A 23614-nucleotide genomic window follows, 5' to 3' on the forward strand; every position below is an offset into this window, starting at 1 on the left:
GCTTACTTCTGATCGCCGTCGTTGACGGTTTGAAGGGCTTTCCAGAGGCCATCAATGCCGTCTTCGCAGAAACGACGGTGCAGACGTGCATTGTTCACCTGCTACGAAATTCGCTGGATTTTGCCTCGTGGAAAGACCGCAAGGACCTGGCCCGAGAGCTGAAATCGATTTACGGCGCCATCGACGATAAGGCGGCGGAGACAGCCTTGACGACGTTCGAGGGTGGCTTCTGGGGCCGGAAATTCCCGGCCGTCGCCCAGATTTGGTGGCGCGCCTGGCAGGAGGTCATCCCCTTCTTTGCCTTCCCCAAGGGCGTGCGCCGGATCATCTACACCACGAACGCCATCGAAGCCTTGAATTCCAAGCTGTGTCGCGCTGTGCGGGCAATATGCGGATTTCGCTGAATCGGGACAGCCATTTCAGCAAGTCGCGGACAGGCATTTCGCTAAGTCGCGGACAGCGGGTTCGATCGAATTCCGCCTGCCTGGTTGCTGTTAGGGGTGATTGATTTCGTTTATTTCGGCGCCGGTCAAGAGCGTTGGTGTTTTCCGCTTCCGCATGCTCTCGCCTTCGAGCGTTATGCGGTGGGCGTTGTGAACGATACGGTCCAAGATCGCATCAGCTAAAGTGGCCTCGCCGATCATCTCATGCCAGGCGGCCACGGGAAGCTGGGCCGTGATCAGGGTGGACTTTCGCCGGTATCTTTCTTCAAAGATTTCCAGCAGATCAAGGCGTTGCCGATCGTTTAAGGTATGGGTTCCCCAGTCATCGAGCACCAGCAGATGAACGCGTGCAAGCTTGTCGATGAGGCGCGGAAAGCGCCCGTCCAGTCTTGCAAGCGCGAGGTCCTCAAACAACCGCGGCATACGAACATAGAGGACGGAGTGGTCGAGGCGGGCCGCTTGGCGTGCAAAGGCACACGCAATCCACGTCTTTCCGGTGCCCGTCTGGCCTGTCAGGATCAGGTTCTCATTTGCCTTGAGCCATGCCCCCTGCGCCAGAGACAGGACGTTGCGGCGGTCCAGGCCCCGGTGCGCTCCAAAATCGATGTCTTCAATGGAAGCATTGGCAAAACGGAGTTTGGCGGTCGCGAGCCGGTTTGTCAGCCTTCGGTCCGTTCTGAGGGCGATCTCGCGGTCAAGCATCAGCCCCAGTCGTTCGTCGAAGCTCAGATCATTTCCATGAGCCTGCTCAAGGAGTTCGCGATAGGCGGTTGCCATGCCGGCCAGACCAAGCGCATTCATTTGCTCCAGTGTCGGATGTGTCAGCATCTGATGTCCTTTTTATTGGTAGTAGGTTTTGCCGCGGATATTGCCGTGCGGCGGCGCCGGCTTCACGGTGTCGGTCATGGCCGGAGCCTGATCGAGACCAGATCTGAGAATGTTGGCGACAGACGAATAGCTCAGCGCGTTGATCACCAGCGCCCGATCGCAAGCCAGCTCCAGCCGATCGGATTGGTAGCGACGCGCCAGGGAAAGAATGCCTTGAGCAGATCGGTAGCCCTGTTCAGGGTGCGGGCGATGACTGAGCAGACGTTCGATAAACGTCGCCGTGTTGGTCCCCACCTTCGCCGCTTCCCTGCGCAATGTCTGGGGCGTCGTGTTTGCGTAGCGCTGATGCGCCTTGGGCATATGTTCATTGACGGTGACGTGGCCCGAGCGCTGCGAGCTTCGGATGTGGCTGGCGACACGTTTATGGTGGGAGTGTCAGGAATTTCGTGTACGGGCGTGCGGTTGAACATTCGCGTCTACGCCCTTGCGGCCTGAAAGCGGTCCGCAAACAGAATTGAGAATTGCGATTTTGCCATCGCCCATTCTCTCGGCGGCATCTTCCACTCTTTCTCGGATCTGTTCAAGACGAGGTAGAGCAGTTTGGTCGCCGCGTCGTCGCTCGGGAAATGACCTCTTGCCCGCACAGCGCGACGCAGCTTGGAATTCAAGGCTTCGATGGCGTTCGTGGTGTAGATGATCCGGCGCACGTCCTTGGGAAAGGCAAAGAAGGGGATGACCTCCTGCCAGGCGCGCCGCCAAATCTGGGCGACGGCCGGGAATTTCCGGCCCCAGAAGCCACCCTCGAACGTCGTCAAGGCTGTCTCCGCCGCCTTATCGTCAATGGCGCCGTAAATCGATTTCAGCTCTCGGGCCAGGTCCTTGCGGTCTTTCCACGAGGCAAAATCCAGCGAATTTCGCAGCAGGTGAACAATGCACGTCTGCACCGTCGTTTCTGCGAAGACGGCATTGATGGCCTCTGGAAAGCCCTTCAAACCGTCAACGACGGCGATCAGAATGTCCTCGACGCCGCGGTTCTTCAGCTCGTTCATCACCCGCAGCCAGAACTTGGCACCCTCGTTGGTTTCGATCCAGAGACCGAGAATCTCCTTCGTACCATCCCCGCGCACGCCAAGCGCAATATGCACCGCCTTGTTGCGAACATGGCCTTCATCCCTGATTTTGACGCGCAACGCATCAAAGAACACCAGCGGATAGACCGGCTCCAGGGGCCGAGCCTGCCACGTCGCAACTTCGTCCAGCACGGCATCGGTGACAGCCGAGATCAGGTCGGGCGACACGTCGATGCCGTAAAGCTCCTGGATATGCCCGACGATCTCGCGCGTGCTCATTCCACGCGCATACATCGAGACGATCTTCTCGTCGAAGCCCGGAAAGCGCCGCTGGTATTTGGCCAGCAATTGAGGATCGAAACTCGACTGCCGGTCGCGCGGGATGGAAAGCTCAAGCGAGCCGCTATCCGTCAGTACCGTCTTGCGGCCGTAGCCATTGCGGCTGTTGCCGGCAGTCGCTTCGCCAGAGAGATGATGATCCATCTCTGCGTTCAAAGCCCGTTCCGCCAGGGCTTTCTTCAACTGATCGAGAAGCCCGTTGCTCTCGAAAGCTGTCTTCGCATCAGAACCGGCCAATAATTGGTCCAGAATGCTATCCGAAATAACAGGCTCTTTCCGTCGTGCCATGGGTGATCTCCTTCGTACCCATTATGCACGCCCGTACACGAAATTCCTGACACTCCCGGAGGAAGTGGCCAGACCGCAAGCCCAGCTTCCTTTGCCCGCAGCAGGTACGTCGAAACCGACGTCTTGCTGATCTTCAGCCGCTCGGAAACGGCACGTATCGATAATCCCTGCTCGAACGTTAGCCGCAGGATCGATCGGATATCCTTCACGTCAGTATGTCTCGCTTGCTTCCGCCTGGGCATCATGTCCTCGCTCAAACCACGAGGGCAAAGTGCCAGATCGGCGCTCACGAAAATCGATCTAAATCCGCCGCGATAACTGTCCGCGACTTCGCGAAATCACTGTCCCGTACTTAGTGAAATCGGTGTCCGCGACTTACTGAAATCCCTGTCCGCGACTTTGTGAAACCGGCAGGCAAGAGGTCATTTCCCGAGCGACGACGCGGCGACCAAACTGCTCTACCTCGTCTTGAACAGATCCGAGAAAGAGTGGAAGATGCCGCCGAGAGAATGGGCGATGGCAAAATCGCAATTCTCAATTCTGTTTGCGGACCGCTTTCAGGCCGCAAGGGCGTAGACGCGAATGTTCAACCGCACGCCCGTACACGAAATTCCTGACACTCCCGCTAATGCTGGCGGCGCTCACCTCAAAACGTTCAGCCGCCGCCCGATGCGACAGGCCCTGCAAAACCGCAGCAAGAGCACGCACCCGCAAATCCATTGATAAAGCCTTCGACATATCCGCCGCCTTTATCCGGCGGCTCCTATTGAATCAGTCAAATCATGATTTGAATAGCCAGTGCGATTCAGTCAGATCGGGTGCCGCTCTAGAAATCGGACACGCCTTCCCGAAAGAGGGAGGTCCGCGACCTGGCGGCAATAGCGACTTCTAACCGTTGCGACATTCGTCCGCATGCCGGTAAGCGCAATTTTCGATGCACCTTGACGGCTGCGGCAGCGCTGAACCGCCGTCACACCGATTTTGATATCCAGCTCTATTACGCCGCAGTGGTCGTGGCGTAGTTGAACGGCAGCAGGTCGTCGATTTCGGCCGCTTCGTCCCGCTGCGGCAACTCAGTGAGCACATAGCGCAGCCAGGTGAGTGGGTCGACGCCACATGCGCGGCAAGTCAGCATCAAACTGTAGACCACTGCGCTGGCCTTGGCTCCGTCAGCGGTGTCGCTGAACAGCCACGATTTTCTTCCTGTCGCAAAGACCCTGATGTCACGCTCCAGAATGTTGTTATCGATCGGCATCCTGCCGTCGGTGATATAGCGCGTCAGATAATCCCATTGGTTGAGGGTGTAGGACACTGCATCGCCGAGCTTTGTATCAGGCATAATCTTCGGCGCGATGTTGTCAAGCCATGCCTTTAGAGCGTTCAGGACCGGCAAGCTGTGCTGTTGCCGGAAACGGCGAATGCAATCGGCCTGCGTTTCATCGGCGTCGGGCTTTTTGTCTCGCGCCTGTTTTTCGATCCGGTAGAGCTGCTCGAAGAACCGGAGTGCCTGTTCCGGCGGTCCGCCTCCATTCTTTCTGGTTTTGAGTGCCTCGACAAAGCGCCGCCGGGAATGAGCCATGCATCCGACATGGGTGGCATCATCGAAGGTGCGCCAGGCTGTGTAGCCATCCGTCATGAGTATGCCGCGGTATTTGCCAAGGAAGGTTTGTGGGTGAATCTGACCGCGGCCGGGCTGGTAGTCGAGAAGCACGATCGGCTCGTCACTGTCCTCGCCGCTGCGATAAGCCCACATATACGATGTGCTGGTGGCTTCCTTATTCTTTTCCTTGAGGACCTGAACGGTCGTCTCATCACCGTGAATGAGAGGCTGCGACCTGAGCCGCAATCTCAGCGCATCATAGATGCGGTGAAGATGCTTCTCGCTCGAGCCGATCACCCAGTGAGCGAGAGCGCCTCGGCTGATCGGAACGCCGGCACGCTCGAATGTCTGAGCCACGCGGTAGAGCGGCGTGCCATCGACGTATTTGTGGACGAGCGCGAAAGCCAGTGTCGAGGCGGTGGCGATGCTGCCCGGCAGGGGCTGCGTCGGCATCGGAGCGATCACGACAGGCGTATTGATCCCGGTGCGGTCGCAATGGCGGCAGGCATACTTGAACCGCACGTTCTGCAGGACTTTTGCCTTGACCTCGATATGGAGCTGCTCGGTGACGGCCTCGCCCATGCGATGCATTTGACTGTCGCAGCAAGGGCAAGCTTTCTGATCGTCGGCAAGGTCATATTCGACACGCTCGCGTGGCAAATCTTCCGGTAGAGGCCTTCTGCCACGCTTCTTTCCCGTTGTGCTTTGGACCACCGGCAAGCCTGTATCCGGGAGATCGGCGGCCGCGTCGCCATAATCAGGATCATCCTCGTCCGCGGCCTCTTCGGCCTCGTTGAAGATGCGATCAATGTGCTTTTCGCTGCGGGGGGCAAAACGATGGAGCCTTGCAAGCGCCAGTTCTTCTTCAAGCTTGACGACCCGCTGCGAGAGGGCCTCCTTCTCGGCTTTGAGCGCAGCAATTTCGGCGGCGTTGGCCGCCAAATGCGCCATCAGCTCTGCAACGCTCAGTTCGCCGGTTCGGGTCATCCCAGTTTTGAATCTGAGCCGTGCTGCCGCGTCAATAGCTCAATTCGCCACCTTTAGCCGGCGATCTGATACTGCCGCACGGGATGGCGGATCATCGCATCGATATCGATCCCGTCGAGGATCCAGTGCAGTTGCTCGGTCGTCAGTGTGACCACCGTCACCTCTCGGCGCGGCCATCGGAACTTGTCTTCGGTCAACCGCTTCAGGATGAGCACGAAGCCCGAGCGATCGAAGAATAGCAGCTTCACCCGGTCACGCCGGCGGTTGCAGAAGGCAAACACTGCAGGAGCAAACGGGTCCAGCGCCATCGTCTCCTGGACCAGGACCGCAAGGCTGTTGATGCCGGCCCGGAAGTCGATCGGTTCGCGATGCAGATAGACTTGAAGATCAGCGCCAAGCTTAAACATGACCCAGAGCTCCGATGATTGCCGTCAATGCGTTGAGATCGCGGCACTCCAGCGTCAATCTCACACCATTCGGCAATGATACACTCACCTTCGCTGGAGAGGTCAGCGGGTCGCTCCTCTCCGTCGTCGGCAATCGCTCTTCGCGATCCGTGGCAGGCATCTCAATGTCGAACTCGCTGCTCGGGGCGGCAATCTGAACTGGAATAAACGCAGATGTCGAAGACGGCGATAATGGATGTGCCGGGGTATGTTTCCTGATCCATTTCCAAACGAGGTTCGCGTTGACCCCGTGTTCTCGCGCCAGTTTCGATACTGATGCGCCGGGTTCAAGGCAGGCCGCAACAAGGCGATCTTTCGAACCTTGATCGAAGCGCCGTCTTCCATTCCGACCAACCAGCCGCACAGCAAGTTTTTGACCTTCACCCATACTTGGTGTCCACCTTTTTTAAGTGGACACCTCATGCCAAAGCTCACTCAATTACAGAAGGTGCGGAGAAATTCGCGCTTACGCATGCCGGACATGACGCATTAGCGCCGGCTCGGGAGAGCAAGATGCAGGTCTCATCATCAATGTGGGTGATGCGTTCGGCGATAAAACCAGCCGGTACCAAATCAGAGGGTCGACACTTGGTGCTCATCAGGCTGATTCCTTTGTGGAAACCAGCAAAGCAGCATCGTCACAACTGCATCAAAACTGAGTCAGGCCAATTTTGCACGCCGGAACACAAGTCATTTCGTTGGATGGGTTGCATCGCTGTGGCAGCTGAATGCGTCATCCACATAGAAGGCTCGTCCCACAAAGCTCCATCACGCGGCGCTTATGTGGACCGCGAAGACAACCTTGTACGCGGCAGGACCGCCTCAACGCCTTTACGCTTGCCCCCCAGCGGCGATTAGAAAACCCCGTCAATTCAGTTCATATTCGCCGCACATCATGGATTGACGGCGGCTTAGATTGACAACGAACAGCTCGGCTTATAGTACTGCTAGCAGTAGCGGCTAATCAGTTTAGTCACCAAATCGACGAATAGCGTGCTAAATAACATCTCACCAAGTACGAATTAGTACATCAGGGGTTACTGTGCTGGATCTTGAATTCTATAAACAATATAATTCACTTGGATATGATTTGACAGACACGGATTTGCAGCGCCACTGGGAAAGCACTGGGTATCCGTCCGGCCTCTATAGCAGTCCGGAAGATGCGCTGCGGAAATTGAGCGCACTGCCAGATTTGCCGCCGAACTTTGACGTATTCACTTATTTAGAACTGAATAAGGATGTCGCGGAATCTATTCAATGGCCATTCGAGGGCATCATCCATTTCTTGGATTACGGGCAGAAAGAAAACCGGCGTTACAGCTACAATGTGAGGGACACTCAACGTTCCATTAAAATTGACAATGAAGATGTTCGTGACATCGGCGAACCTGTACATGAACGACTCGACTACGATATGAACCTCCTCGATACGCAATTTCGCCTACTCAACGACACCCAGCGCGACAGTTGGGTTGAAGCAGTCACAACTCTACTCGAAACCAAGTCAATCCGCCAGCTTCGACATCATCATCCGCGCGGAGCAATGTTGAACTCGAGTTTCAATATCATTTCGTACATGGTAAAGAATCCAGACATAGCTGAAGCTACCAAACACGATCCATTTCTGGCGCTTGTACACTTTCTCGAGTTTGGCATAGAAGAAGGGCGGTCTGGCGATCCTACGCACGTCGATAGTGCATTCATTGCATCATATTATGACCTCGAATTGCCAAATGATATCCGTGCAAGTGATGTGGTTCCCCTGTTGCGAAAAAAGCGACCTTCTGAAGACGACGCATATTTTTTGAGCGAAGAAGAATGGGCTATTTATAATAAAATCGACGAAAGGCAATTTCTCGATCTTTTCGACCATGAATATTACCGATGTAAAGTTCAAGATAAAGAATTTCTATCACATGATCGCTGGACGTGTATCGATCATTTCTGGCGGATAGGCCGCTTCTCGTCAATAGATATTAGTTATGAGATGAGGTTCGATGCTGATTACTACGGTTCGGTTTATCACGCTAATCTAGCTGAGCGCATGCCGTCACCGAGTGTTTTGTACGCGGACTGGCTTCACAACGGAATCAAACGCGACTATTCTCCTAATCTGGGGGCTTGGCTCTCTTCAAGAGTGAATGTGGCACTGCCGGAAGATTTTGAAACGGCTCTAAGTTTATACGCGCTAAACGCCGGACTAGTGTCGCAGACCCTCAATGACATAGCAACCCATATGCTCACCGCGGGGCATCCTGCCATTGTGGAAATCAAAATTGATTCTCCTTCGATGGGCTTGTTTATGGCCAAGGTGGCAGACAGGTACGCACTTGGCGGAAATCCACAACTCGCCGATAGAATTTATCAGAACGTCTCGTCCTCTATGCCGATGTTGTCGAAGGTCCTGCAACATCAGAGTGATCAGCTTGAGCGAGCAGGTTACATTGGGTCCGCGGTAGCACTAAGAGAAAAGGCCATTTCGGAAGGGAGTGAAGACATATGGTCGTATTTGACGCTCAGCACGTCCTACAAAGCCCTCGGTCAGCCCGATCAAGCTACAAAGATTTTGGCAAGCGCGAGCCTTAAGTTTCCTGGCGACGTCAACATCAGAAAACTAAAGCAAGCTCAAGCACGGAGTCTATTCGAATCGTCTTGGGACGGCGCTCCTTCCCGCGCGCTGATCAGGGGCTACAAAGCTACGCAATCCGAAATAGCATTACAACTAGATCTATGTACTGAACGTACGGTATCCTGTGAAAATCGATCAGCAACGATACAGAGAGTTGCTTTAGTAGCAAGCTACGATATCGCGCAATGCAAGCTGTACCGTGTCAACCAAAAGCTGCAGCAGCTTGCGCATGCGGGATTAACGGTTAAAGCGTTCGGCTATAACACTGAACTGAGTAATTTTGTGTCCGAAGTTGGTAATTACGACGCTGTAATTTTCTTTAGAGTTCCTGGATTTCCATCCGTCATCGATGCAATTACTCTCGTGAATGATATGGGTATCCCGTCCTTTTACGATATCGATGACTTAATTTTTGATGAAAATGAGTTCCCGCCGCCGTTAAGTACTTACGCCGGTGCAATCACTGCAGAGCAGCATGCGGAGATTGCATGTGGTGTGCCGTTGTTCCGCCACGCGATGTCTCTTTGTGACTATGGAATTGTATCTACACCTACCCTCGCGTCGCTGGTTGCAAAACACGTGAGGACAGGGCTAGTGTCTGTCCATCCGAATGGACTAGGCCATGAGCACTATACTGCGCTGGCTAGACCAACTTCAAATAGGCAGCCTGATGATGTATGCCGTGTATTCTACGGATCTGGCACTAAGGCTCACAAAGAGGATTTCTACGATATACTGGAACCCGCCCTCGTTCGACTAGCTTACGAATTCTCTGGTCGCGTACATATCTATCTGCTTGGATATTTTGAGTGGACCGAGAAGCTTCAGTCAATAAGAAAACATGTGACAATGATGCCCCCGGTATGGGACGTTGGTCTGTATTGGGAAATTCTCTCCAAAATGGACATAAATTTAGCAGTCTTGTCGAATTCGGTCGTGAATAACGCAAAAAGCGAGATAAAGTGGCTCGAGGCTGCTATGTTTGGCATACCTTCGATAGTCAGCCGAACTGATACGCACGCTAAGGTAATCAAGCACGGTGCGACTGGTTATCTATGTAACACGACTGAAGATTTTTATAACACGCTTGAACTTTTGGTGAATGACCGAAACCTTCGTAGCGCGGTGGGTGCTGCCGCTAACTCTGTTGCAACTGAACAATACGGCATCCCGACACTTTCAGTCAATTTGAAGACGATACTAGATTCAGCCACAGTACCTAAAAAGAAAAGACTTCTGATAGTAAACGTTTTTTACCCACCACAATCAATAGGAGGCGCCACCAGAGTTGTTCGTGACAACGTTCTAGATTTACTTGCAAAATATGGAGACGAATTTGAGATCGACATCATTTGCACCTTGGAAGGTGGGAAAGACCCATATTCACACGAGGTTTACTCAATCGACGGGGTCCGAGTTTTTGCCGTGACAGCCCCATCTGAGCCAGACATCGACTCAAATCCAGTTCATACCAAAATGGGCGAAGCGTTCTCAAATCTCTTAGACGTTATCAGACCCGACATGATTCATTTCCATTGCATACAGAGACTCACTGCTTCAGCCGTTAACACTACTTACGACCGAAAAATCCCTTACGTCATAACGGCTCACGATGGTTGGTGGATTTCGGATAAGCAGTTCCTCTTAGATGAGAACGACAAAGTTAAGCTATATGAGTATCAGACAGCGGACGATCTCATTGGTGGCTTTTCTGCGGGCATTAATTCACGTGCGGCGCTTCTACGGAAAGCCTTATTCGGAGCTCAGCATGTTCTTGCGATTTCAGACGCATTTTCTAAAATATATAAACAAGCCGGCGTACCAAACGTGCTAACTATATCAAATGGTGCTCCAACAGTAACAGCCTTGCCGAAAAAACCATCTGATCGCGGTCGTGTGAGGCTAGCGCACATCGGAGGCATGGAGCGACATAAAGGTTTCCATCTCGTAAAATACGGACTTATGTCAAACCAGCTAGAAAATGTTGAACTGTTAGTTATAGATGCGACTCTTCCGTCTGGAGTCGAGCGCACTGAAGTTTGGGGCAAGACCAAAGTCACTTTCCGCGGGCGCACTAAACAGGAAAACATAGGTGAGCTCTATTCGGAAATAGATGTCCTACTAGCTCCTTCGGTATGGCCTGAAGGTTTTGGGCTCGTGACGAGAGAGGCATTAGCGTGTGGCTGCTGGGTGGTTGCATCAGATCGTGGCGCAGTGGGCGCGGATGTCACGGACGGCGAGAACGGATTTATAATTGACGTCTCAACGGTGGGACCAATCTCGGAGGTTTTGCACAAAATCGACGGGGATAAAACGAAGTATAGCAAACCACCCGCTCATCGCATCACTCTTCGAAAGGCGTCCTCCCAAGCCGACGAACTAGCTGCATTATACAGGCGAGTAATTGCTGATCCTACTAAGTAGGCCTACGCGACAACTGAACAGCAGCTTAGCTTTTAGGCTCGCCGCAAACAACGGCGATGGGATATGCAAATTTCCTATCTCGATGCAGGAGTTAAAATGGACTTTGAGTACGAAACGAAACGTTATCTATCGAATTTAATAGATCGTTATGGTTGGGAAATAGGAAGCCATAGCTACGGCAATCCAATGGTTATGGAGCATGAGTGGGGTGCACTCTCTATAGGTAGATTCTGCTCAATCGCACATAATACGACCTTGATCCTCGGCAACCATCGAACGGACCTCGCAAGTACATATCCTTTCCGAACCCTCAGTGGCTTCTGGCCCGGCGCAGAACGTGGGCTTCCTGACCATGAAACCCGGGCAAATGGCATTGTGATTGGAAACGACGTTTGGCTGGGAGCAAATTGCACAGTCTTGCCTGGAGTTACTATCGGAGACGGCGCAATAGTAGCCGCCTCTGCAGTTGTAACGAAAGACGTTCCGCCATATGCCATTGTGGCAGGTAACCCGGCGCGGCTAAAACGTTATCGATTCAACGGCGACACTATAATGAAGCTCCGTCGGATCGCTTGGTGGAACTGGGACGACGCGCAACTAAAGGAACATATACCTGCAATTACCGGGCTGAGTGCTGGCGATTTTGCGCAGTATATAGAGAGGACGAATATGATTAATTCACTATTCGTCGGAAGCGACAAAGCAAAACTGACGATTTGCCATGCTCTATGGGGTTCAGCTGACATCCGATCAGACCACCCTCACACCGGCGAACACAAATCGGTGCTTTATCTCCCACTCCTACTAGAAGGTCAGTGGGGGGTCTACGATATCAATGGAAGCAACATTGCAGACGCGGTTGACTTTCGGGGACCTGAATGCATCACACATAACCAGGATGTATCGCCGATATCAAGAGATGAATTTCAGCCCATAGTTATGGACGATGCATTATATATCTATGTGGGCCGAATTAACTCGCATTTTGGCCATTTCCTCATAAACTCACTGCCTCGTTTTTGGCCAATCTTCGATGGCGTGACTATGCCCTTCAAGTTGGTGTACCATGGGCAGCAAACTCCTGAAGAGCTTTTTGAGATTTCTTTCATCGCAGACATCTTTAGCGTCATGGGCTTGCGAAGTACAGATTTTATAAAGTTCGACGAGCCGCGCATATTTCCGACACTTCTAATCCCTCAATCATCGTTGATGGAGCAAAATTACGCGTTCCCGAAATATCGCGAGATGTGTCTTGCGATTGGAGATATTATAGTTCCTAATAAGGCTAGCCCACAACAGCGCGATATAGTGTATTACTCGAAGCAAAAACTCAAAGGTGGTGTAGGTAGATTCGTTAACGAACATGAAATTGAAGAGGTAATGTCAGAGAATGCTGTGCCAATTATTTATCCGGAGTCGCTATCTTTTACAGAGCAACTCTCTGTTCTCGACAATTCGTCTGTCTTAATCGGTAGCGGTGGATCCTTTGTGCATAATATAATATTTATCAGAAATCCGCCGAAATTGATTCTTTTGAATCCAACGCGAGACATTAACAGTAACTTTGCTCTTCTTGATAAGCTTTCTTCGGTGGATGTTACATATCTCTATCCAGAGGAAATAGAAGTCATGAAACCGACTGACGGACGTTTCTTGACATCGCGTTATATCCCAAACGCGGATCTTGTCGGGAAAGTCATGTACGCGATGGGTAAGTCATACACCGCTAGAGCACTGGCGCAATCATAAGATTCACATTTACGTTCAGATTTGCGAATCTGGGTTTATGTCCCAGAGTGTTGGTTTTCATGCGGAACTGAGCCGGTGGGGGTGCGGACGAAAACTTCGACCACCAGCAGGAGGTAGTTCATGTATTCCTACGCAGACAGACTTCGAGCCGTTGAGCTCTACATCCGGCTTGGCAAGCGGCTCAAGGCAACCATTCGGCAGTTGGGTTATCCCACAAAGAATGCTCTGAGGGGTTGGTACCGCGAGTACGTCGAGAACCGCGACTTGCGTGTTCAAGCGGTAGCTCGAGCACCAAAATGTACGCATCCGAGGTGGGCCGCCTTGTAGGAGCTGTCGGATCTGGCACTGACTGTCCTTATTGACGTCAATATGGACAGTGCGGAATGGAACGACTTGAGATTGTCGATAGCGGGCGACGTCGTCGCTTCAGCAAAGAGATGAAGCTGCAGATTGTCGCCGAGAGCTATTCGGAACCTGGCTTGTGTGCGACGACGGCGCGGCGACATGGCATATCGCGCTCGCAGTTATATGAATGGCGCCGGCTCGCACGAGCGTGGGTAAGCGCGAATTTCTCCGCACCTTCTGTAATTGAGTGAGCTTTGGCATGAGGTGTCCACTTAAAAAAGGTGGACACCAAGTATGGGTGAAGGTCAAAAACTTGCTGTGCGGCTGGTTGGTCGGAATGGAAGACGGCGCTTCGATCAAGGTTCGAAAGATCGCCTTGTTGCGGCCTGCCTTGAACCCGGCGCATCAGTATCGAAACTGGCGCGAGAACACGGGGTCAACGCGAACCTCGTTTGGAAATGGATCAGGAAACATACCCCGGCACATCCATTATCGCCGTCTTCGACATCTGCGTTTATTCCAGTTCAGATTGCCGCCCCGAGCAGCGAGTTCGACATTGAGATGCCTGCCACGGATCGCGAAGAGCGATTGCCGACGACGGAGAGGAGGTAAGCTTCCGAGGAAGGCCGTCTTGCTGAGAAGTGAGGCGAATTGGATGCTCTGTCTATATGGACGTCAATATATAGACAGTGTGAGAACCGTGGATTTACCAATAGAGAAGCGGCCCCAAGTTAGCCGCATGGAGATTGTCGATAGCGGGCGGCGTCGCCGTTTCAGCAACGAGGTCAAACTTGCGATCGTGGCAGAGAGTTATTCCGCCCCGCGTCAGGTCACGGCGACAGCACGTCGCCATGGGATCACACGCTTTCAGTTGAACGATTGGCGTAAAGCAGCCCGTGAGGGACGGCTCAGCAATGGCCGGAGTGAAGGGTTTATTGCTGCACTGCTGGTCCCGGAGCCAGGCATGCCGGCTGTTGCGCCGACCAATTCTTTGATGACACAAAGTGGGCTTATGGAGGTTATCAGCGCCAATGGTCGCCGTGTGAACGTAGGACGCGACGTCGACGTTGAAGCGCTGCTTCGGGTCCTGCGCGGACTGGAGGCGCTACGGTGAATCCGTTTCCAATGGGAACAGGCGTCAAGGTCTGGCTTTCGACGGGCCATACGGACATGCGATGTGGGTTCCCATCGCTGGCGCTACGGGTGCAGGAGGTGCTGAAGCACGACCCGCTGGGCGGTCATCTGTTCTGCTTCAGGGGGAAGCGTGGTGACCTGATCAAGGTCGTCTGGCACGATGGCCAGGGGGCTTGCCTGTTCACTAAAAGGCTTGAAAGGGGCAGGTTCATATGGCCTTCGATGGCCGATGGTGTGGTGTCCATCTCGACGGCGCAGCTTTCCTATTTGCTGTCTGGAATTGACTGGCGCGCGCCGCAGGAAACTTGGCGCCCTAGCCGGGTCTAACTGCATTTTTGCATTGAGATTATTGAGAAATCTGGTTGAATGTCATCATGACATTGCAGCCGCTTTCACTGCCATCGGACCTTGCCAGCGCTCATGCGGCGCTGCTGGCCGAGCGCGCAGCCCGGCTTCAGGCCGAGGCGGAAGCGGCCAATGCGAAGGCGAAGCTGTCGAGCATCGAGGCGCTGAACGCGCATCTCCAACTGCTGATCGGCAAGCTGGAGCGCGAGAAGCATGGGCCGCGCCGCGAGCGCACACAGCGGCTGATCGATCAGTTGGAATTGCAGCTCGAGGAGCTCGTGGCGTCGGCCGCGGAGGACGAACTGGGCGCCCAAGAGGCCGCGGCCAAAACGCAGTCCGTGCGCGCCTTCGCCCGCAAGAGGCCGGTGCGCAAGCCATGGCCTGAAGACGTCGAGCGCGAACGCATCATCATTGAAGCGCCGACGGCATGTGCCTGCTGTGGCGGCTCGCGGCTGTCGAAGCTGGGCGAGGATGTGACGGAAACGCTGGAGGAGATCCCGCGCCGCTTCAAGGTCATCGAGACGGTGCGCGAGAAGTTTACCTGCCGCGATTGCGAGGCGATCAGTCAGGCTCCCGCACCGTTCCATGCCACGCCGCGCGGCTTCATCGGCCCTCAGTTGCTGGCGACGATCGTGTTCGACAAGTTCGGGCAGCACATCCCGCTGAACCGCCAGAGCACGCGGTTCAAATGTAAGGGCATCGATCTGTCGACCCAGACGCTGGCCGATCAGGTCGGGCACGTCACCTTCGCCCTTAAGCCGGTCTTCGACCTGATCGAGGCACATGTGTTCCAGGCTGAGCGGCTTCATGGCGACGATACGACGATCCCGATCCTGGCCAAAGGCCAATGCACAACCGGGCGAATATGGGTTTACGTGCGCGACGATCAGCCGTTCGCCGGGCCTGCACCGCCGGCGGCGGTCTTTTACGCCTCCAGCGATCGGCGCGGCGAGCACCCGCAAAGGCATCTAGCCGACTTCAGCGGCATCCTTCAGGCTGATTGCTACAACGGCTTCAATCCGTTGTTCGACAGGGCGAGGAAGCAGATGCCGGCAACACCCGCGTTCTGCTTCGCCCACGCACGCCGCAAGTTCTTCGAGCTGGCCGATGTCGCTCGCAACGCTCGGCGCGGCAAAGGCGCTAAGCCGATCTCGCCGGTAGCCCTCGAAGCCGTAAAGCGCATCGATGCCTTGTTCACCATCGAGCGCGACATCAACGGCCTGAGCGCGGCCGAGCGGTTTGCCGTACGCCAGGACAAGAGCAAGCCATTGCTGGGCGATATGGAAGAATGGTTGCGCACCGAGCGGGCCAGCCTATCGCGCTCATCGCCGGTGGCCGGACCGATCGACTATATGCTGTCGCGCTGGGCTGACTTTGCCCGGTATGTCGATGACGGCAGAACCTGCATGACGAACAACGCTGCGGAAAGAGCGCTGCGCGGTGTCGCTTGCGGAAGAAAAGCATGGCTCTTCGCCGGATCAGACCGGGGCGCAGATCGCACTGCCATCATGCTCACCCTGATCATGACCGCACGGTTGAACGACGTAGACCCAAAGGCTTGGCTCGCCAATGTCCTTGCTCGTATCGCCGACCTGCCTGCCTCGCGTCTGCCGGAACTGCTCCCCTGGGAGTGGAAGCGGATGCGCCAGGCCGAAAACTCCGCCCTCATGCTGGCAGCTTGACAATGGCCTCTTCTCTCGTCCGTCTGAAGGTCACCCTTGATCATGTCGAACCGACCGTGATACGGCGCATTGTCGTGCCGTGGCGCATCCGGCTTAGCCGGTTGCATGAGGTGTTGCAGGCCGCGATGGGTTGGACGAACACCCACCTCTACGAATTCCAGATCCGTGACGTTGGCTTTGGTTTGCCCGATCTGGAATGGGGGGATGGTCCACTCGATGCCCGCAAGGTCTCGCTCCTGTCGGCAATCCAGGACACCGGTGCGAAATCTTTCAAATACCACTATGACTTCGGCGACGGCTGGACGCACAGCATCAAGATCGAGCGCACGTTCCCCATCGTCGCACTTGCAGATCCAATGCTGATCGAGGCAATGGGGCGCTGCCCGCCTGAAGACGTTGGCGGTCCGTGGGGATACCAGGAATTCCGCGAGGCGCTCGCCGACCCCGCTCATGAACGGCACGCCGAGTTTGTCGAATGGTTGGGCGCCAAAGACTTCGACCCAAACAATGCAGCCTTCGCTGATCTCAACAGAGCCGTGGAAAACCTCACTGCGAAATGGGCGCGTCGATCACGCCGGAAAGCCTCACCACCCGCTACGCCTAACACCGCACTTTGAACCAACATCATCGTTATAGCCGATTTGCAGTCACTCGCGCGCGTTAATGCCGCGTGGCTGCTCGGATGCTTACGAGAGGAGCGACCCGCTGACCTCTCCAGCGAAGGTGAGTGTATCATTGCCGAATGGTGTGAGATTGACGCTGGAGTGCCGCGATCTCAACGCATTGACGGCAATCATCGGAGCTCTGGGTCATGTTTAAGCTTGGCGCTGATCTTCAAGTCTATCTGCATCGCGAACCGATCGACTTCCGGGCCGGCATCAACAGCCTTGCGGTCCTGGTCCAGGAGACGATGGCGCTGGACCCGTTTGCTCCTGCAGTGTTTGCCTTCTGCAACCGCCGGCGTGACCGGGTGAAGCTGCTATTCTTCGATCGCTCGGGCTTCGTGCTCATCCTGAAGCGGTTGACCGAAGACAAGTTCCGATGGCCGCGCCGAGAGGTGACGGTGGTCACACTGACGACCGAGCAACTGCACTGGATCCTCGACGGGATCGATATCGATGCGATGATCCGCCATCCCGTGCGGCAGTATCAGATCGCCGGCTAAAGGTGGCGAATTGAGCTATTGACGCGGCAGCACGGCTCAGATTCAAAACTGGGATGACCCGAACCGGCGAACTGAGCGTTGCAGAGCTGATGGCGCATTTGGCGGCCAACGCCGCCGAAATTGCTGCGCTCAAAGCCGAGAAGGAGGCCCTCTCGCAGCGGGTCGTCAAGCTTGAAGAAGAACTGGCGCTTGCAAGGCTCCATCGTTTTGCCCCCCGCAGCGAAAAGCACATTGATCGCATCTTCAACGAGGCCGAAGAGGCCGCGGACGAGGATGATCCTGATTATGGCGACGCGGCCGCCGATCTCCCGGATACAGGCTTGCCGGTGGTCCAAAGCACAACGGGAAAGAAGCGTGGCAGAAGGCCTCTACCGGAAGATTTGCCACGCGAGCGTGTCGAATATGACCTTGCCGACGATCAGAAAGCTTGCCCTTGCTGCGACAGTCAAATGCATCGCATGGGCGAGGCCGTCACCGAGCAGCTCCATATCGAGGTCAAGGCAAAAGTCCTGCAGAACGTGCGGTTCAAGTATGCCTGCCGCCATTGCGACCGCACCGGGATCAATACGCCTGTCGTGATCGCTCCGATGCCGACGCAGCCCCTGCCGGGCAGCATCGCCACCGCCTCGACACTGGCTTTCGCGCTCGTCCACAAATACGTCGATGGCACGCCGCTCTACCGCGTGGCTCAGACATTCGAGCGTGCCGGCGTTCCGATCAGCCGAGGCGCTCTCGCTCACTGGGTGATCGGCTCGAGCGAGAAGCATCTTCACCGCATCTATGATGCGCTGAGATTGCGGCTCAGGTCGCAGCCTCTCATTCACGGTGATGAGACGACCGTTCAGGTCCTCAAGGAAAAGAATAAGGAAGCCACCAGCACATCGTATATGTGGGCTTATCGCAGCGGCGAGGACAGTGACGAGCCGATCGTGCTTCTCGACTACCAGCCCGGCCGCGGTCAGATTCACCCACAAACCTTCCTTGGCAAATACCGCGGCATACTCATGACGGATGGCTACACAGCCTGGCGCACCTTCGATGATGCCACCCATGTCGGATGCATGGCTCATTCCCGGCGGCGCTTTGTCGAGGCACTCAAAACCAGAAAGAATGGAGGCGGACCGCCGGAACAGGCACTCCGGTTCTTCGAGCAGCTCTACCGGATCGAAAAACAGGCGCGAGACAAAAAGCCCGACGCCGATGAAACGCAGGCCGATTGCATTCGCCGTTTCCGGCAACAGCACAGCTTGCCGGTCCTGAACGCTCTAAAGGCATGGCTTGACAACATCGCGCCGAAGATTATGCCTGATACAAAGCTCGGCGATGCAGTGTCCTACACCCTCAACCAATGGGATTATCTGACGCGCTATATCACCGACGGCAGGATGCCGATCGATAACAACATTCTGGAGCGTGACATCAGGGTCTTTGCGACAGGAAGAAAATCGTGGCTGTTCAGCGACACCGCTGACGGAGCCAAGGCCAGCGCAGTGGTCTACAGTTTGATGCTGACTTGCCGCGCATGTGGCGTCGACCCACTCACCTGGCTGCGCTATGTGCTCACTGAGTTGCCGCAGCGGGACGAAGCGGCCGAAATCGACGACCTGCTGCCGTTCAACTACGCCACGACCACTGCGGCGTAATAGAGCTGGATATCAAAATCGGTGTGACGGCGGTTCAGCGCTGCCGCAGCCGTCAAGGTGCATCGAAAATTGCGCTTACGAGCGTGGCAACTGGATGTTGCGTCGCCTGTGAGCGGCTTTGTCCCCGCGCTGCTTGTCCCAGAGGTAGAGCCAGCAGCAGGGTCATTGCCCACCGTCGGCCGGATGGATGTTGTCAGCGCGAACGGTCGTCGCGTGATCGTGGACCGCGATGTCGACGTTGAGGCGCTGCTTCGGATCCTGCGCGGACTGGAGGCGCTGCGGTGAACCTTTTTCCGATGGGAACAGGCGTCAAGGTCTGGCTTTCGACTGGGTTCACGGACATGCGCTGTGGCTTTCCGTCGCTGGCGCTTCGGGTTCAGGAGGTTCTGAAGCACGATCCGTTGTCAGGGCATCTCTTCGTCTTCAGGGGGCGCAGATCGGATATTCTGAAGATCATCTGGCATGATGGTCTGGGTGCCTGTCTTTTTACCCGGCGGTTGGAGAAGGGCCGGTTTATCTGGCCGAATATGGAGGGCGGGGCGGTAGCGATCTCACCGGCGCAATTGTCCTATTTGTTGTCCGGGATCGACTGGCGCAATCCGCAGGAAACCTGGCGACCGACACGGGTCGGATAGCATTATTACATTGAAAATATTGAGTTAATCTGATCGAATGGCTTCATGACTTCGAAGCCTTTGGATCTTCCTGCGGACCTTGCGAGCGCCTATCTGGCGCTGCTTTCCAAGCGTGAAATATTGCAGGCTGAACATGATGGCGTTGTTGCCGAGCGCGATACTGTCGTCGCCGAGCGGGACATTGCGGTGGCGCAAGCCGCCAATGCCCAGGCGATGCTGTCCGACAGCGAGGCGTTGATCGCCAAACTGGAGCTGGCGATCGAAAAGCTGAGGCGGGAGCTTCGCGGAAAGCGTTCCGAACGCACCGCGCGATTGCTTGACCAGATGGAATTGCAGCTCGAGGAGCTGGTGATGGCCGCGACAGAGGACGAGGTTGCAGCGCAGGCTGCTGCCGCCAAGACCGCGAGCGTACGTTCGTTCACACGCAAGCGGCCGGTGCGAAAGCCTTGGCCGGAGGATGTAGAACGCAAGCGTGTGGTCATCGATCCTCCCAGCACTTGTGCATGCTGTGGCGGATCCCGGCTTTCCAAGCTGGGCGAGGATATGACCGAAACGCTGGAGGAGATCCCGCGCCGGTTTATTGTGATCGAAACCGTACGGGAAAAATTTACCTGCCGGGACTGCGAGGCGATCAGCCAGCCGCCGGCGCCGTTCCATGCCACGCCGCGTGGCTTCATCGGTCCTCATCTGCTGGCGACGATCTTGTTCGATAAGTTCGGCATGCATAGTCCGCTCAACCGGCAGAGCACCCGGTTCAAATGCGAGGGCATCGAGCTTTCGACCTCGACGTTGGCCGACCAGGTCGGGTATGGGACAGCCGCGCTGCTGCCGATCTTTGATCTGATCGAGGCGCATGTCTTCGCGGCCGAGCGCCTTTTTGGCGACGACACCACTATTCCCATTCAGGCCAAAGACAAATGCACGACCGGGCGAATATGGACCTACGTGTGCGATGACCGGCCCTACGGCGGCGCGGCTGCACCGGCGGCCATATACTATGCGTCGAGCGACCGGCGCGGCGAGCATCCGCAGAAGCACCTGGCCGGGTATGGCGGCATTCTGCAGAGTGATTGCTACAATGGCTTCGAACCGCTCAGTGTCGCCGAAAAGAAAGCCGTACCGATCACCTTCGCCTTTTGCCATGCGCACGCGCGGCGCAAATTCTTTGAGTTGGCCGACATCCAGAAAAGTGCCCGCGACCGCAAACGCAAAGGCAAGCCGATCTCGCCGATCGCCCTGGAGGCCGTCCAACGGTACGACGCGCTGTTTGAGATCGAGCGCCAGATCAATGGATTGAGCGCCGCAGAACGATTGGCCGCGCGGCAGGAAAACAGCAAACCGCTGTTCGATGACATGCACGCGTGGCTGAAACGGGAGCGCGCCACGCTCAGCAAATCGTCCGAGGTGATCGAGCCGATCGATTACATGCTGAAGCGCTGGGATGGCTTTGCGCGTTTCCTCGACGATGGCCGGATTTGTCTCACGAACAATGCGGCCGAACGCGCTCTGAGAGGAATTGCACTCGGGCGTCGAAACTGGACCTTCGCCGGCTCCCAGCGTGGGGCCGATCGTGCCGCCATCATGCTCTGCGTCATCACGACCTGCCGTCTCAACGACGTCGACCCAAAGGCGTGGCTCGCCGATGTGTTCGCCCGCATCGCCGATCTTCCCGTCTCCCGCCTGCACGAACTGCTGCCCTGGCAATGGAAGGCCCACAAAGAGACGGTTATTGCGGCGGCCGCGTAAACAGCTCCTGGAACAACGCTTCCGAACGCGCCAAGCCTTAATCGGTCAGGATCAATGACTTCAACTTGTTGACTGGATCGCCGATCAAGCCCTTCTTGTGAAGCCGATCCGTCGTTGCCCAGTCGAAACCCTTCCAGGCCCAACGCTCGTTATGCAGCGTCAGCCATAGCAGCGCCAGAACGGCATCATCGATTTTGTCCTCATCGATCTCCATGAACCGACGTTACCACGCGCGGCACCCAAAATCATGCGGCCCTGCTCGGATGGATACGTCGCACGAGAAGGTCACGCACCTTGAATACTGTCGCCGCAGCCTGCTTCTCCTCGCTTTTGACTGCGACGAAACGCATAGTCGGTCGCATTGCCGCCTCGCAGATGGCTTCCGCATCGGCCGCATCGTTCTTCTGACGCTTAACGAACGGTTTGACGTAAATTGGCGCGATCAACTTCACTCGATGCCCAAGCTTGGCAATCTCACGACCCCAATGGTGGCTTCCGGCACATGCTTCCATCGCCACTGTGCAAGGATCAACCTCCGACAGGAAGGCAAGCAACTTCTTGCTCGAGATCTTCCGCCGAAGAAGCACCGAGCCATCAGCGCTCGCCGCGTGAACTTGAATTATGCTCTTCGCCAAATCCAGGCCGATTATGCTAACCGTTTCCATGGACGCTCTCCCTTCTAATGGTTCAAACACAACCATTCTGGCACAAAGATGCCGTTGAGTGGGAGCGTCCACCCCATCGCTCACGATCACCCGGCGGCTTGCAAGGTATCGATATTGTTGAAGGCTTTTCGAGTCCGACTCTTAAGAAAGGACTTTTTTAATGGGGTCAATAAAGCGTCACTTGAGTTCTAAACCTGCGCGCCTTAATGCACTTTTAAAGTTATTGAATCTGTCCATATATTTTTCACGAAAATATGACAGCCTCTGGTCGGAGAATTTGTCTGATATTATATCCGGAATGTTTACAGCGTCGAAACTGCTTGCGTTTATTGTCGGCGCACCTATAAATGACGCCAATTCTGCAGCTCTAAGGTCTTCAGTGAGGAAAACGGCTGGCTTCCCTACCTGCATACATGCAACACCGCCGTGAAAGCGATCACCAATGTAGAGATCATACGATTCCATTGCTTTTCGCCAGCTAATCGTATCTCTAAAGTAATAATACTTTGAAAATCTGAACTCTCTCCCCGACAACGAAGATAAATATCGATTTATATAATGTTTATCGATTGTATTGCTAATTTTATCATATAGACCGAAGGTAAAATCAGGGGCGAAAATTTCTCCACTCAAAGATTCATGCATATTGTAGCCAGGCAGTTCTGCTTGGAAAACATAGGCTGAGTCAAATTTGTTTGCAATATCTTCGACAGCTTTAGCTCTCTGCAATCCATCAAGCAAAGACTGCTTTGTGATGTGCCCCGCGGTCGCTATCTTTTTTATCGTAGTGGGCGAAGTGATAGCCATGACTTGCCGCGGGAAAGCGTAAAGACTCGGGCAACCAATTTCGTCGTGATTATGCAGCCCTAGGTTGTTTAAAGCCTCCGAGGTTTGAGGGCCGCGTGTCCCAAACAAGGATGCTTTTTTGTCCATCAAGCGAAGGAAATCTCCGGTTCCTTGAGTCAAATCGGCAAACGACTGGGGTGCCGCGTCTTGCACGCCAGCTCCAAAGAGATAAAAATCCACACCACATAAACTAGATAGAAAATCAGTAACAACTCTAAAATTCGTTTCCTTCTGAATAAAGTTTGCTTCTGAAATAACGATTGCATCATAATTCAATTCTATATGTTTCTTTAGCTCATCTTTCCTTTGGCTCGCCGAAATTGTCGGCCAGAGACGCATATGCTTCGACTCAGCAGCATTACAATCAATAATTTTAGACGGCGCTTCCCAATGAAAAAAGTTACCTGTATTTCCACCAGAGTCGCGATCAACCGACATCAGTGAGGCCAGCCCCCCGGTTGAGAGCCGATACTCTAACCAATCAGAATTGTCATCACCGTCCAAAGCTCCGAATGGAACCGTATTAAAAAGTATGCGCGGAAGTTTTCTATTTGGCACACCCACCTCCCTGTCGATCATTTTCTGAAAATACTATTTTTGCC

General features: G+C 54.8%; 18 protein-coding genes and 10 pseudogenes. 17 read left to right on the forward strand and 11 right to left on the reverse strand.

Annotated features, from left to right (window positions below):
• Positions 1 to 5: 5 nt before the first annotated feature.
• A pseudogene (locus GA0004734_RS21975) lies at positions 6 to 386 on the forward strand (transposase); the annotation flags it as partial.
• 108 nt (positions 387 to 494) lie between these two features.
• On the opposite strand, the gene istB reads toward GA0004734_RS21975, so the two are convergent.
• The 4 genes and pseudogenes from istB to GA0004734_RS22000 form a co-directional block, all read right to left on the reverse strand.
• Positions 495 to 1271: an IS21-like element helper ATPase IstB gene (istB, locus tag GA0004734_RS21985; protein WP_092937878.1), complete on the reverse strand. Its 777-nt coding sequence runs from the start codon at positions 1269 to 1271 to the stop codon at positions 495 to 497.
• Between the two features lie 12 nt (positions 1272 to 1283).
• Positions 1284 to 1697: pseudogene (locus GA0004734_RS21990) on the reverse strand (IS21 family transposase); the annotation flags it as partial.
• A 50-nt stretch (positions 1698 to 1747) separates the two neighbouring features.
• Positions 1748 to 2968 carry an IS256 family transposase gene (locus GA0004734_RS21995; RefSeq protein WP_092937880.1) on the reverse strand — a complete coding sequence of 407 codons (1221 nt, stop codon included), beginning with the start codon at positions 2966 to 2968 and terminating at the stop codon, positions 1748 to 1750.
• A 59-nt stretch (positions 2969 to 3027) separates the two neighbouring features.
• A pseudogene (locus tag GA0004734_RS22000) lies at positions 3028 to 3210 on the reverse strand (sigma factor-like helix-turn-helix DNA-binding protein); the annotation flags it as partial.
• A gap of 136 nt (positions 3211 to 3346) precedes the next feature.
• Here GA0004734_RS22000 and GA0004734_RS26515 point away from each other — a divergent pair.
• Positions 3347 to 3544, forward strand: a pseudogene (locus tag GA0004734_RS26515) (IS256 family transposase); the annotation flags it as partial.
• A 48-nt stretch (positions 3545 to 3592) separates the two neighbouring features.
• Here GA0004734_RS26515 and GA0004734_RS22010 read toward each other — a convergent pair.
• From GA0004734_RS22010 to GA0004734_RS22025, 4 genes and pseudogenes are all read right to left on the reverse strand, one after another.
• A pseudogene (locus GA0004734_RS22010) lies at positions 3593 to 3706 on the reverse strand (IS630 family transposase); the annotation flags it as partial.
• A gap of 259 nt (positions 3707 to 3965) precedes the next feature.
• Positions 3966 to 5555, reverse strand: a complete 1590-nt coding sequence (locus tag GA0004734_RS22015) for an IS66 family transposase (RefSeq protein ID WP_092932082.1) — start codon at positions 5553 to 5555, stop codon at positions 3966 to 3968.
• A 53-nt stretch (positions 5556 to 5608) separates the two neighbouring features.
• Entirely contained in the window at positions 5609 to 5962 is a 354-nt protein-coding gene (tnpB, locus tag GA0004734_RS22020; protein ID WP_060716621.1) for an IS66 family insertion sequence element accessory protein TnpB, read from the reverse strand.
• A complete protein-coding gene (locus GA0004734_RS22025) occupies positions 5955 to 6389 on the reverse strand; it encodes an IS66-like element accessory protein TnpA (RefSeq protein WP_092932084.1) in 435 nt (144 codons plus the stop codon). The genes tnpB (GA0004734_RS22020) and GA0004734_RS22025 overlap by 8 nt, the downstream gene beginning before the upstream one ends.
• 654 nt (positions 6390 to 7043) lie before the next feature.
• Here GA0004734_RS22025 and GA0004734_RS22030 point away from each other — a divergent pair.
• From GA0004734_RS22030 to GA0004734_RS22100, 15 genes and pseudogenes are all read left to right on the forward strand, one after another.
• The gene (locus tag GA0004734_RS22030; protein WP_139056322.1) at positions 7044 to 11057 is read left to right on the forward strand and encodes a glycosyltransferase; all 4014 of its coding nucleotides are present in this window, start codon (positions 7044 to 7046) and stop codon (positions 11055 to 11057) included.
• Positions 11058 to 11120: 63 nt separating this feature from the next.
• On the forward strand, positions 11121 to 12806 hold the full coding sequence (locus GA0004734_RS26740; RefSeq protein ID WP_175386618.1) for a glycosyltransferase 61 family protein: 1686 nt from the start codon (positions 11121 to 11123) through the stop codon (positions 12804 to 12806).
• Between the two features lie 120 nt (positions 12807 to 12926).
• Positions 12927 to 13103, forward strand: a pseudogene (locus GA0004734_RS22040) (transposase); the annotation flags it as partial.
• A gap of 140 nt (positions 13104 to 13243) precedes the next feature.
• A complete protein-coding gene (locus GA0004734_RS22045; protein WP_245292607.1) occupies positions 13244 to 13402 on the forward strand; it encodes a transposase in 159 nt (52 codons plus the stop codon).
• 43 nt (positions 13403 to 13445) lie between these two features.
• A pseudogene (locus GA0004734_RS22050) lies at positions 13446 to 13757 on the forward strand (transposase); the annotation flags it as partial.
• Between the two features lie 133 nt (positions 13758 to 13890).
• Positions 13891 to 14265 carry an IS66-like element accessory protein TnpA gene (locus GA0004734_RS22055; protein WP_245292462.1) on the forward strand — a complete coding sequence of 125 codons (375 nt, stop codon included), beginning with the start codon at positions 13891 to 13893 and terminating at the stop codon, positions 14263 to 14265.
• Positions 14266 to 14276: 11 nt separating this feature from the next.
• Positions 14277 to 14612 carry an IS66 family insertion sequence element accessory protein TnpB gene (gene tnpB / locus GA0004734_RS22060; RefSeq protein WP_092930653.1) on the forward strand — a complete coding sequence of 112 codons (336 nt, stop codon included), beginning with the start codon at positions 14277 to 14279 and terminating at the stop codon, positions 14610 to 14612.
• A 47-nt stretch (positions 14613 to 14659) separates the two neighbouring features.
• Entirely contained in the window at positions 14660 to 16312 is a 1653-nt protein-coding gene (locus GA0004734_RS22065) for an IS66 family transposase (protein ID WP_092935760.1), read from the forward strand.
• Between the two features lie 2 nt (positions 16313 to 16314).
• Complete coding sequence (locus tag GA0004734_RS22070; protein ID WP_092930651.1) at positions 16315 to 16929, forward strand: plasmid pRiA4b ORF-3 family protein; 615 nt, start codon at positions 16315 to 16317, stop codon at positions 16927 to 16929.
• Between the two features lie 76 nt (positions 16930 to 17005).
• Positions 17006 to 17131: pseudogene (locus tag GA0004734_RS26530) on the forward strand (IS66 family insertion sequence element accessory protein TnpB); the annotation flags it as partial.
• Positions 17124 to 17477 carry an IS66 family insertion sequence element accessory protein TnpB gene (gene tnpB / locus GA0004734_RS22080; RefSeq protein WP_060716621.1) on the forward strand — a complete coding sequence of 118 codons (354 nt, stop codon included), beginning with the start codon at positions 17124 to 17126 and terminating at the stop codon, positions 17475 to 17477. The pseudogene GA0004734_RS26530 and the gene tnpB (GA0004734_RS22080), both read left to right, overlap by 8 nt.
• Positions 17478 to 17530: 53 nt before the next feature.
• A complete protein-coding gene (locus tag GA0004734_RS22085) occupies positions 17531 to 19120 on the forward strand; it encodes an IS66 family transposase (RefSeq protein WP_092932082.1) in 1590 nt (529 codons plus the stop codon).
• 177 nt (positions 19121 to 19297) lie between these two features.
• A pseudogene (locus GA0004734_RS26535) lies at positions 19298 to 19405 on the forward strand (IS66 family insertion sequence element accessory protein TnpB); the annotation flags it as partial.
• A gap of 11 nt (positions 19406 to 19416) precedes the next feature.
• Complete coding sequence (tnpB, locus tag GA0004734_RS22095; protein ID WP_092935686.1) at positions 19417 to 19755, forward strand: IS66 family insertion sequence element accessory protein TnpB; 339 nt, start codon at positions 19417 to 19419, stop codon at positions 19753 to 19755.
• A 45-nt stretch (positions 19756 to 19800) separates the two neighbouring features.
• Positions 19801 to 21501 (forward strand): IS66 family transposase, encoded by a 1701-nt coding sequence (locus GA0004734_RS22100; RefSeq protein WP_092937890.1) that lies wholly within the window; start codon positions 19801 to 19803, stop codon positions 21499 to 21501.
• Positions 21502 to 21538: 37 nt separating this feature from the next.
• Here GA0004734_RS22100 and GA0004734_RS22105 read toward each other — a convergent pair whose 3' ends face one another.
• From GA0004734_RS22105 to GA0004734_RS22115, 3 genes and pseudogenes are all read right to left on the reverse strand, one after another.
• Positions 21539 to 21715 (reverse strand): DUF6429 family protein, encoded by a 177-nt coding sequence (locus GA0004734_RS22105; RefSeq protein WP_092937892.1) that lies wholly within the window; start codon positions 21713 to 21715, stop codon positions 21539 to 21541.
• Between the two features lie 55 nt (positions 21716 to 21770).
• Positions 21771 to 22166 (reverse strand): annotated as a pseudogene (locus GA0004734_RS22110) (transposase); the annotation flags it as partial.
• Between the two features lie 177 nt (positions 22167 to 22343).
• On the reverse strand, positions 22344 to 23591 hold the full coding sequence (locus tag GA0004734_RS22115; protein WP_092937894.1) for a polysaccharide pyruvyl transferase family protein: 1248 nt from the start codon (positions 23589 to 23591) through the stop codon (positions 22344 to 22346).
• Positions 23592 to 23614: the final 23 nt, after the last annotated feature.

Source organism: Rhizobium sp. 9140, from assembly GCF_900067135.1.
Lineage (GTDB): Bacteria > Pseudomonadota > Alphaproteobacteria > Rhizobiales > Rhizobiaceae > Ferranicluibacter.

Excerpts from the sequence above, each read along its gene's own strand:
- GA0004734_RS22025 (WP_092932084.1), bottom strand. The coding sequence starts at position 6,389 with ATGGGTGAAGGTCAAAAACTTGCTGTGCGGCTGGTTGGTCGGAATGGA.
- GA0004734_RS22070 (WP_092930651.1), top strand. The coding sequence starts at position 16,315 with ATGGCCTCTTCTCTCGTCCGTCTGAAGGTCACCCTTGATCATGTCGAA.
- GA0004734_RS22015 (WP_092932082.1), bottom strand. The coding sequence starts at position 5,555 with ATGACCCGAACCGGCGAACTGAGCGTTGCAGAGCTGATGGCGCATTTG.
- GA0004734_RS21995 (WP_092937880.1), bottom strand. The coding sequence starts at position 2,968 with ATGGCACGACGGAAAGAGCCTGTTATTTCGGATAGCATTCTGGACCAA.
- GA0004734_RS22055 (WP_245292462.1), top strand. The coding sequence starts at position 13,891 with ATGGAGATTGTCGATAGCGGGCGGCGTCGCCGTTTCAGCAACGAGGTC.
- tnpB (WP_060716621.1), top strand. The coding sequence starts at position 17,124 with ATGTTTAAGCTTGGCGCTGATCTTCAAGTCTATCTGCATCGCGAACCG.
- GA0004734_RS22100 (WP_092937890.1), top strand. The coding sequence starts at position 19,801 with ATGACTTCGAAGCCTTTGGATCTTCCTGCGGACCTTGCGAGCGCCTAT.
- tnpB (WP_092935686.1), top strand. The coding sequence starts at position 19,417 with ATGGGAACAGGCGTCAAGGTCTGGCTTTCGACTGGGTTCACGGACATG.
- GA0004734_RS26740 (WP_175386618.1), top strand. The coding sequence starts at position 11,121 with ATGCAAATTTCCTATCTCGATGCAGGAGTTAAAATGGACTTTGAGTAC.
- GA0004734_RS22045 (WP_245292607.1), top strand. The coding sequence starts at position 13,244 with ATGAAGCTGCAGATTGTCGCCGAGAGCTATTCGGAACCTGGCTTGTGT.
- GA0004734_RS22085 (WP_092932082.1), top strand. The coding sequence starts at position 17,531 with ATGACCCGAACCGGCGAACTGAGCGTTGCAGAGCTGATGGCGCATTTG.
- GA0004734_RS22115 (WP_092937894.1), bottom strand. The coding sequence starts at position 23,591 with ATGATCGACAGGGAGGTGGGTGTGCCAAATAGAAAACTTCCGCGCATA.
- GA0004734_RS22105 (WP_092937892.1), bottom strand. The coding sequence starts at position 21,715 with ATGGAGATCGATGAGGACAAAATCGATGATGCCGTTCTGGCGCTGCTA.
- tnpB (WP_060716621.1), bottom strand. The coding sequence starts at position 5,962 with ATGTTTAAGCTTGGCGCTGATCTTCAAGTCTATCTGCATCGCGAACCG.
- istB (WP_092937878.1), bottom strand. The coding sequence starts at position 1,271 with ATGCTGACACATCCGACACTGGAGCAAATGAATGCGCTTGGTCTGGCC.
- tnpB (WP_092930653.1), top strand. The coding sequence starts at position 14,277 with ATGGGAACAGGCGTCAAGGTCTGGCTTTCGACGGGCCATACGGACATG.
- GA0004734_RS22065 (WP_092935760.1), top strand. The coding sequence starts at position 14,660 with ATGACATTGCAGCCGCTTTCACTGCCATCGGACCTTGCCAGCGCTCAT.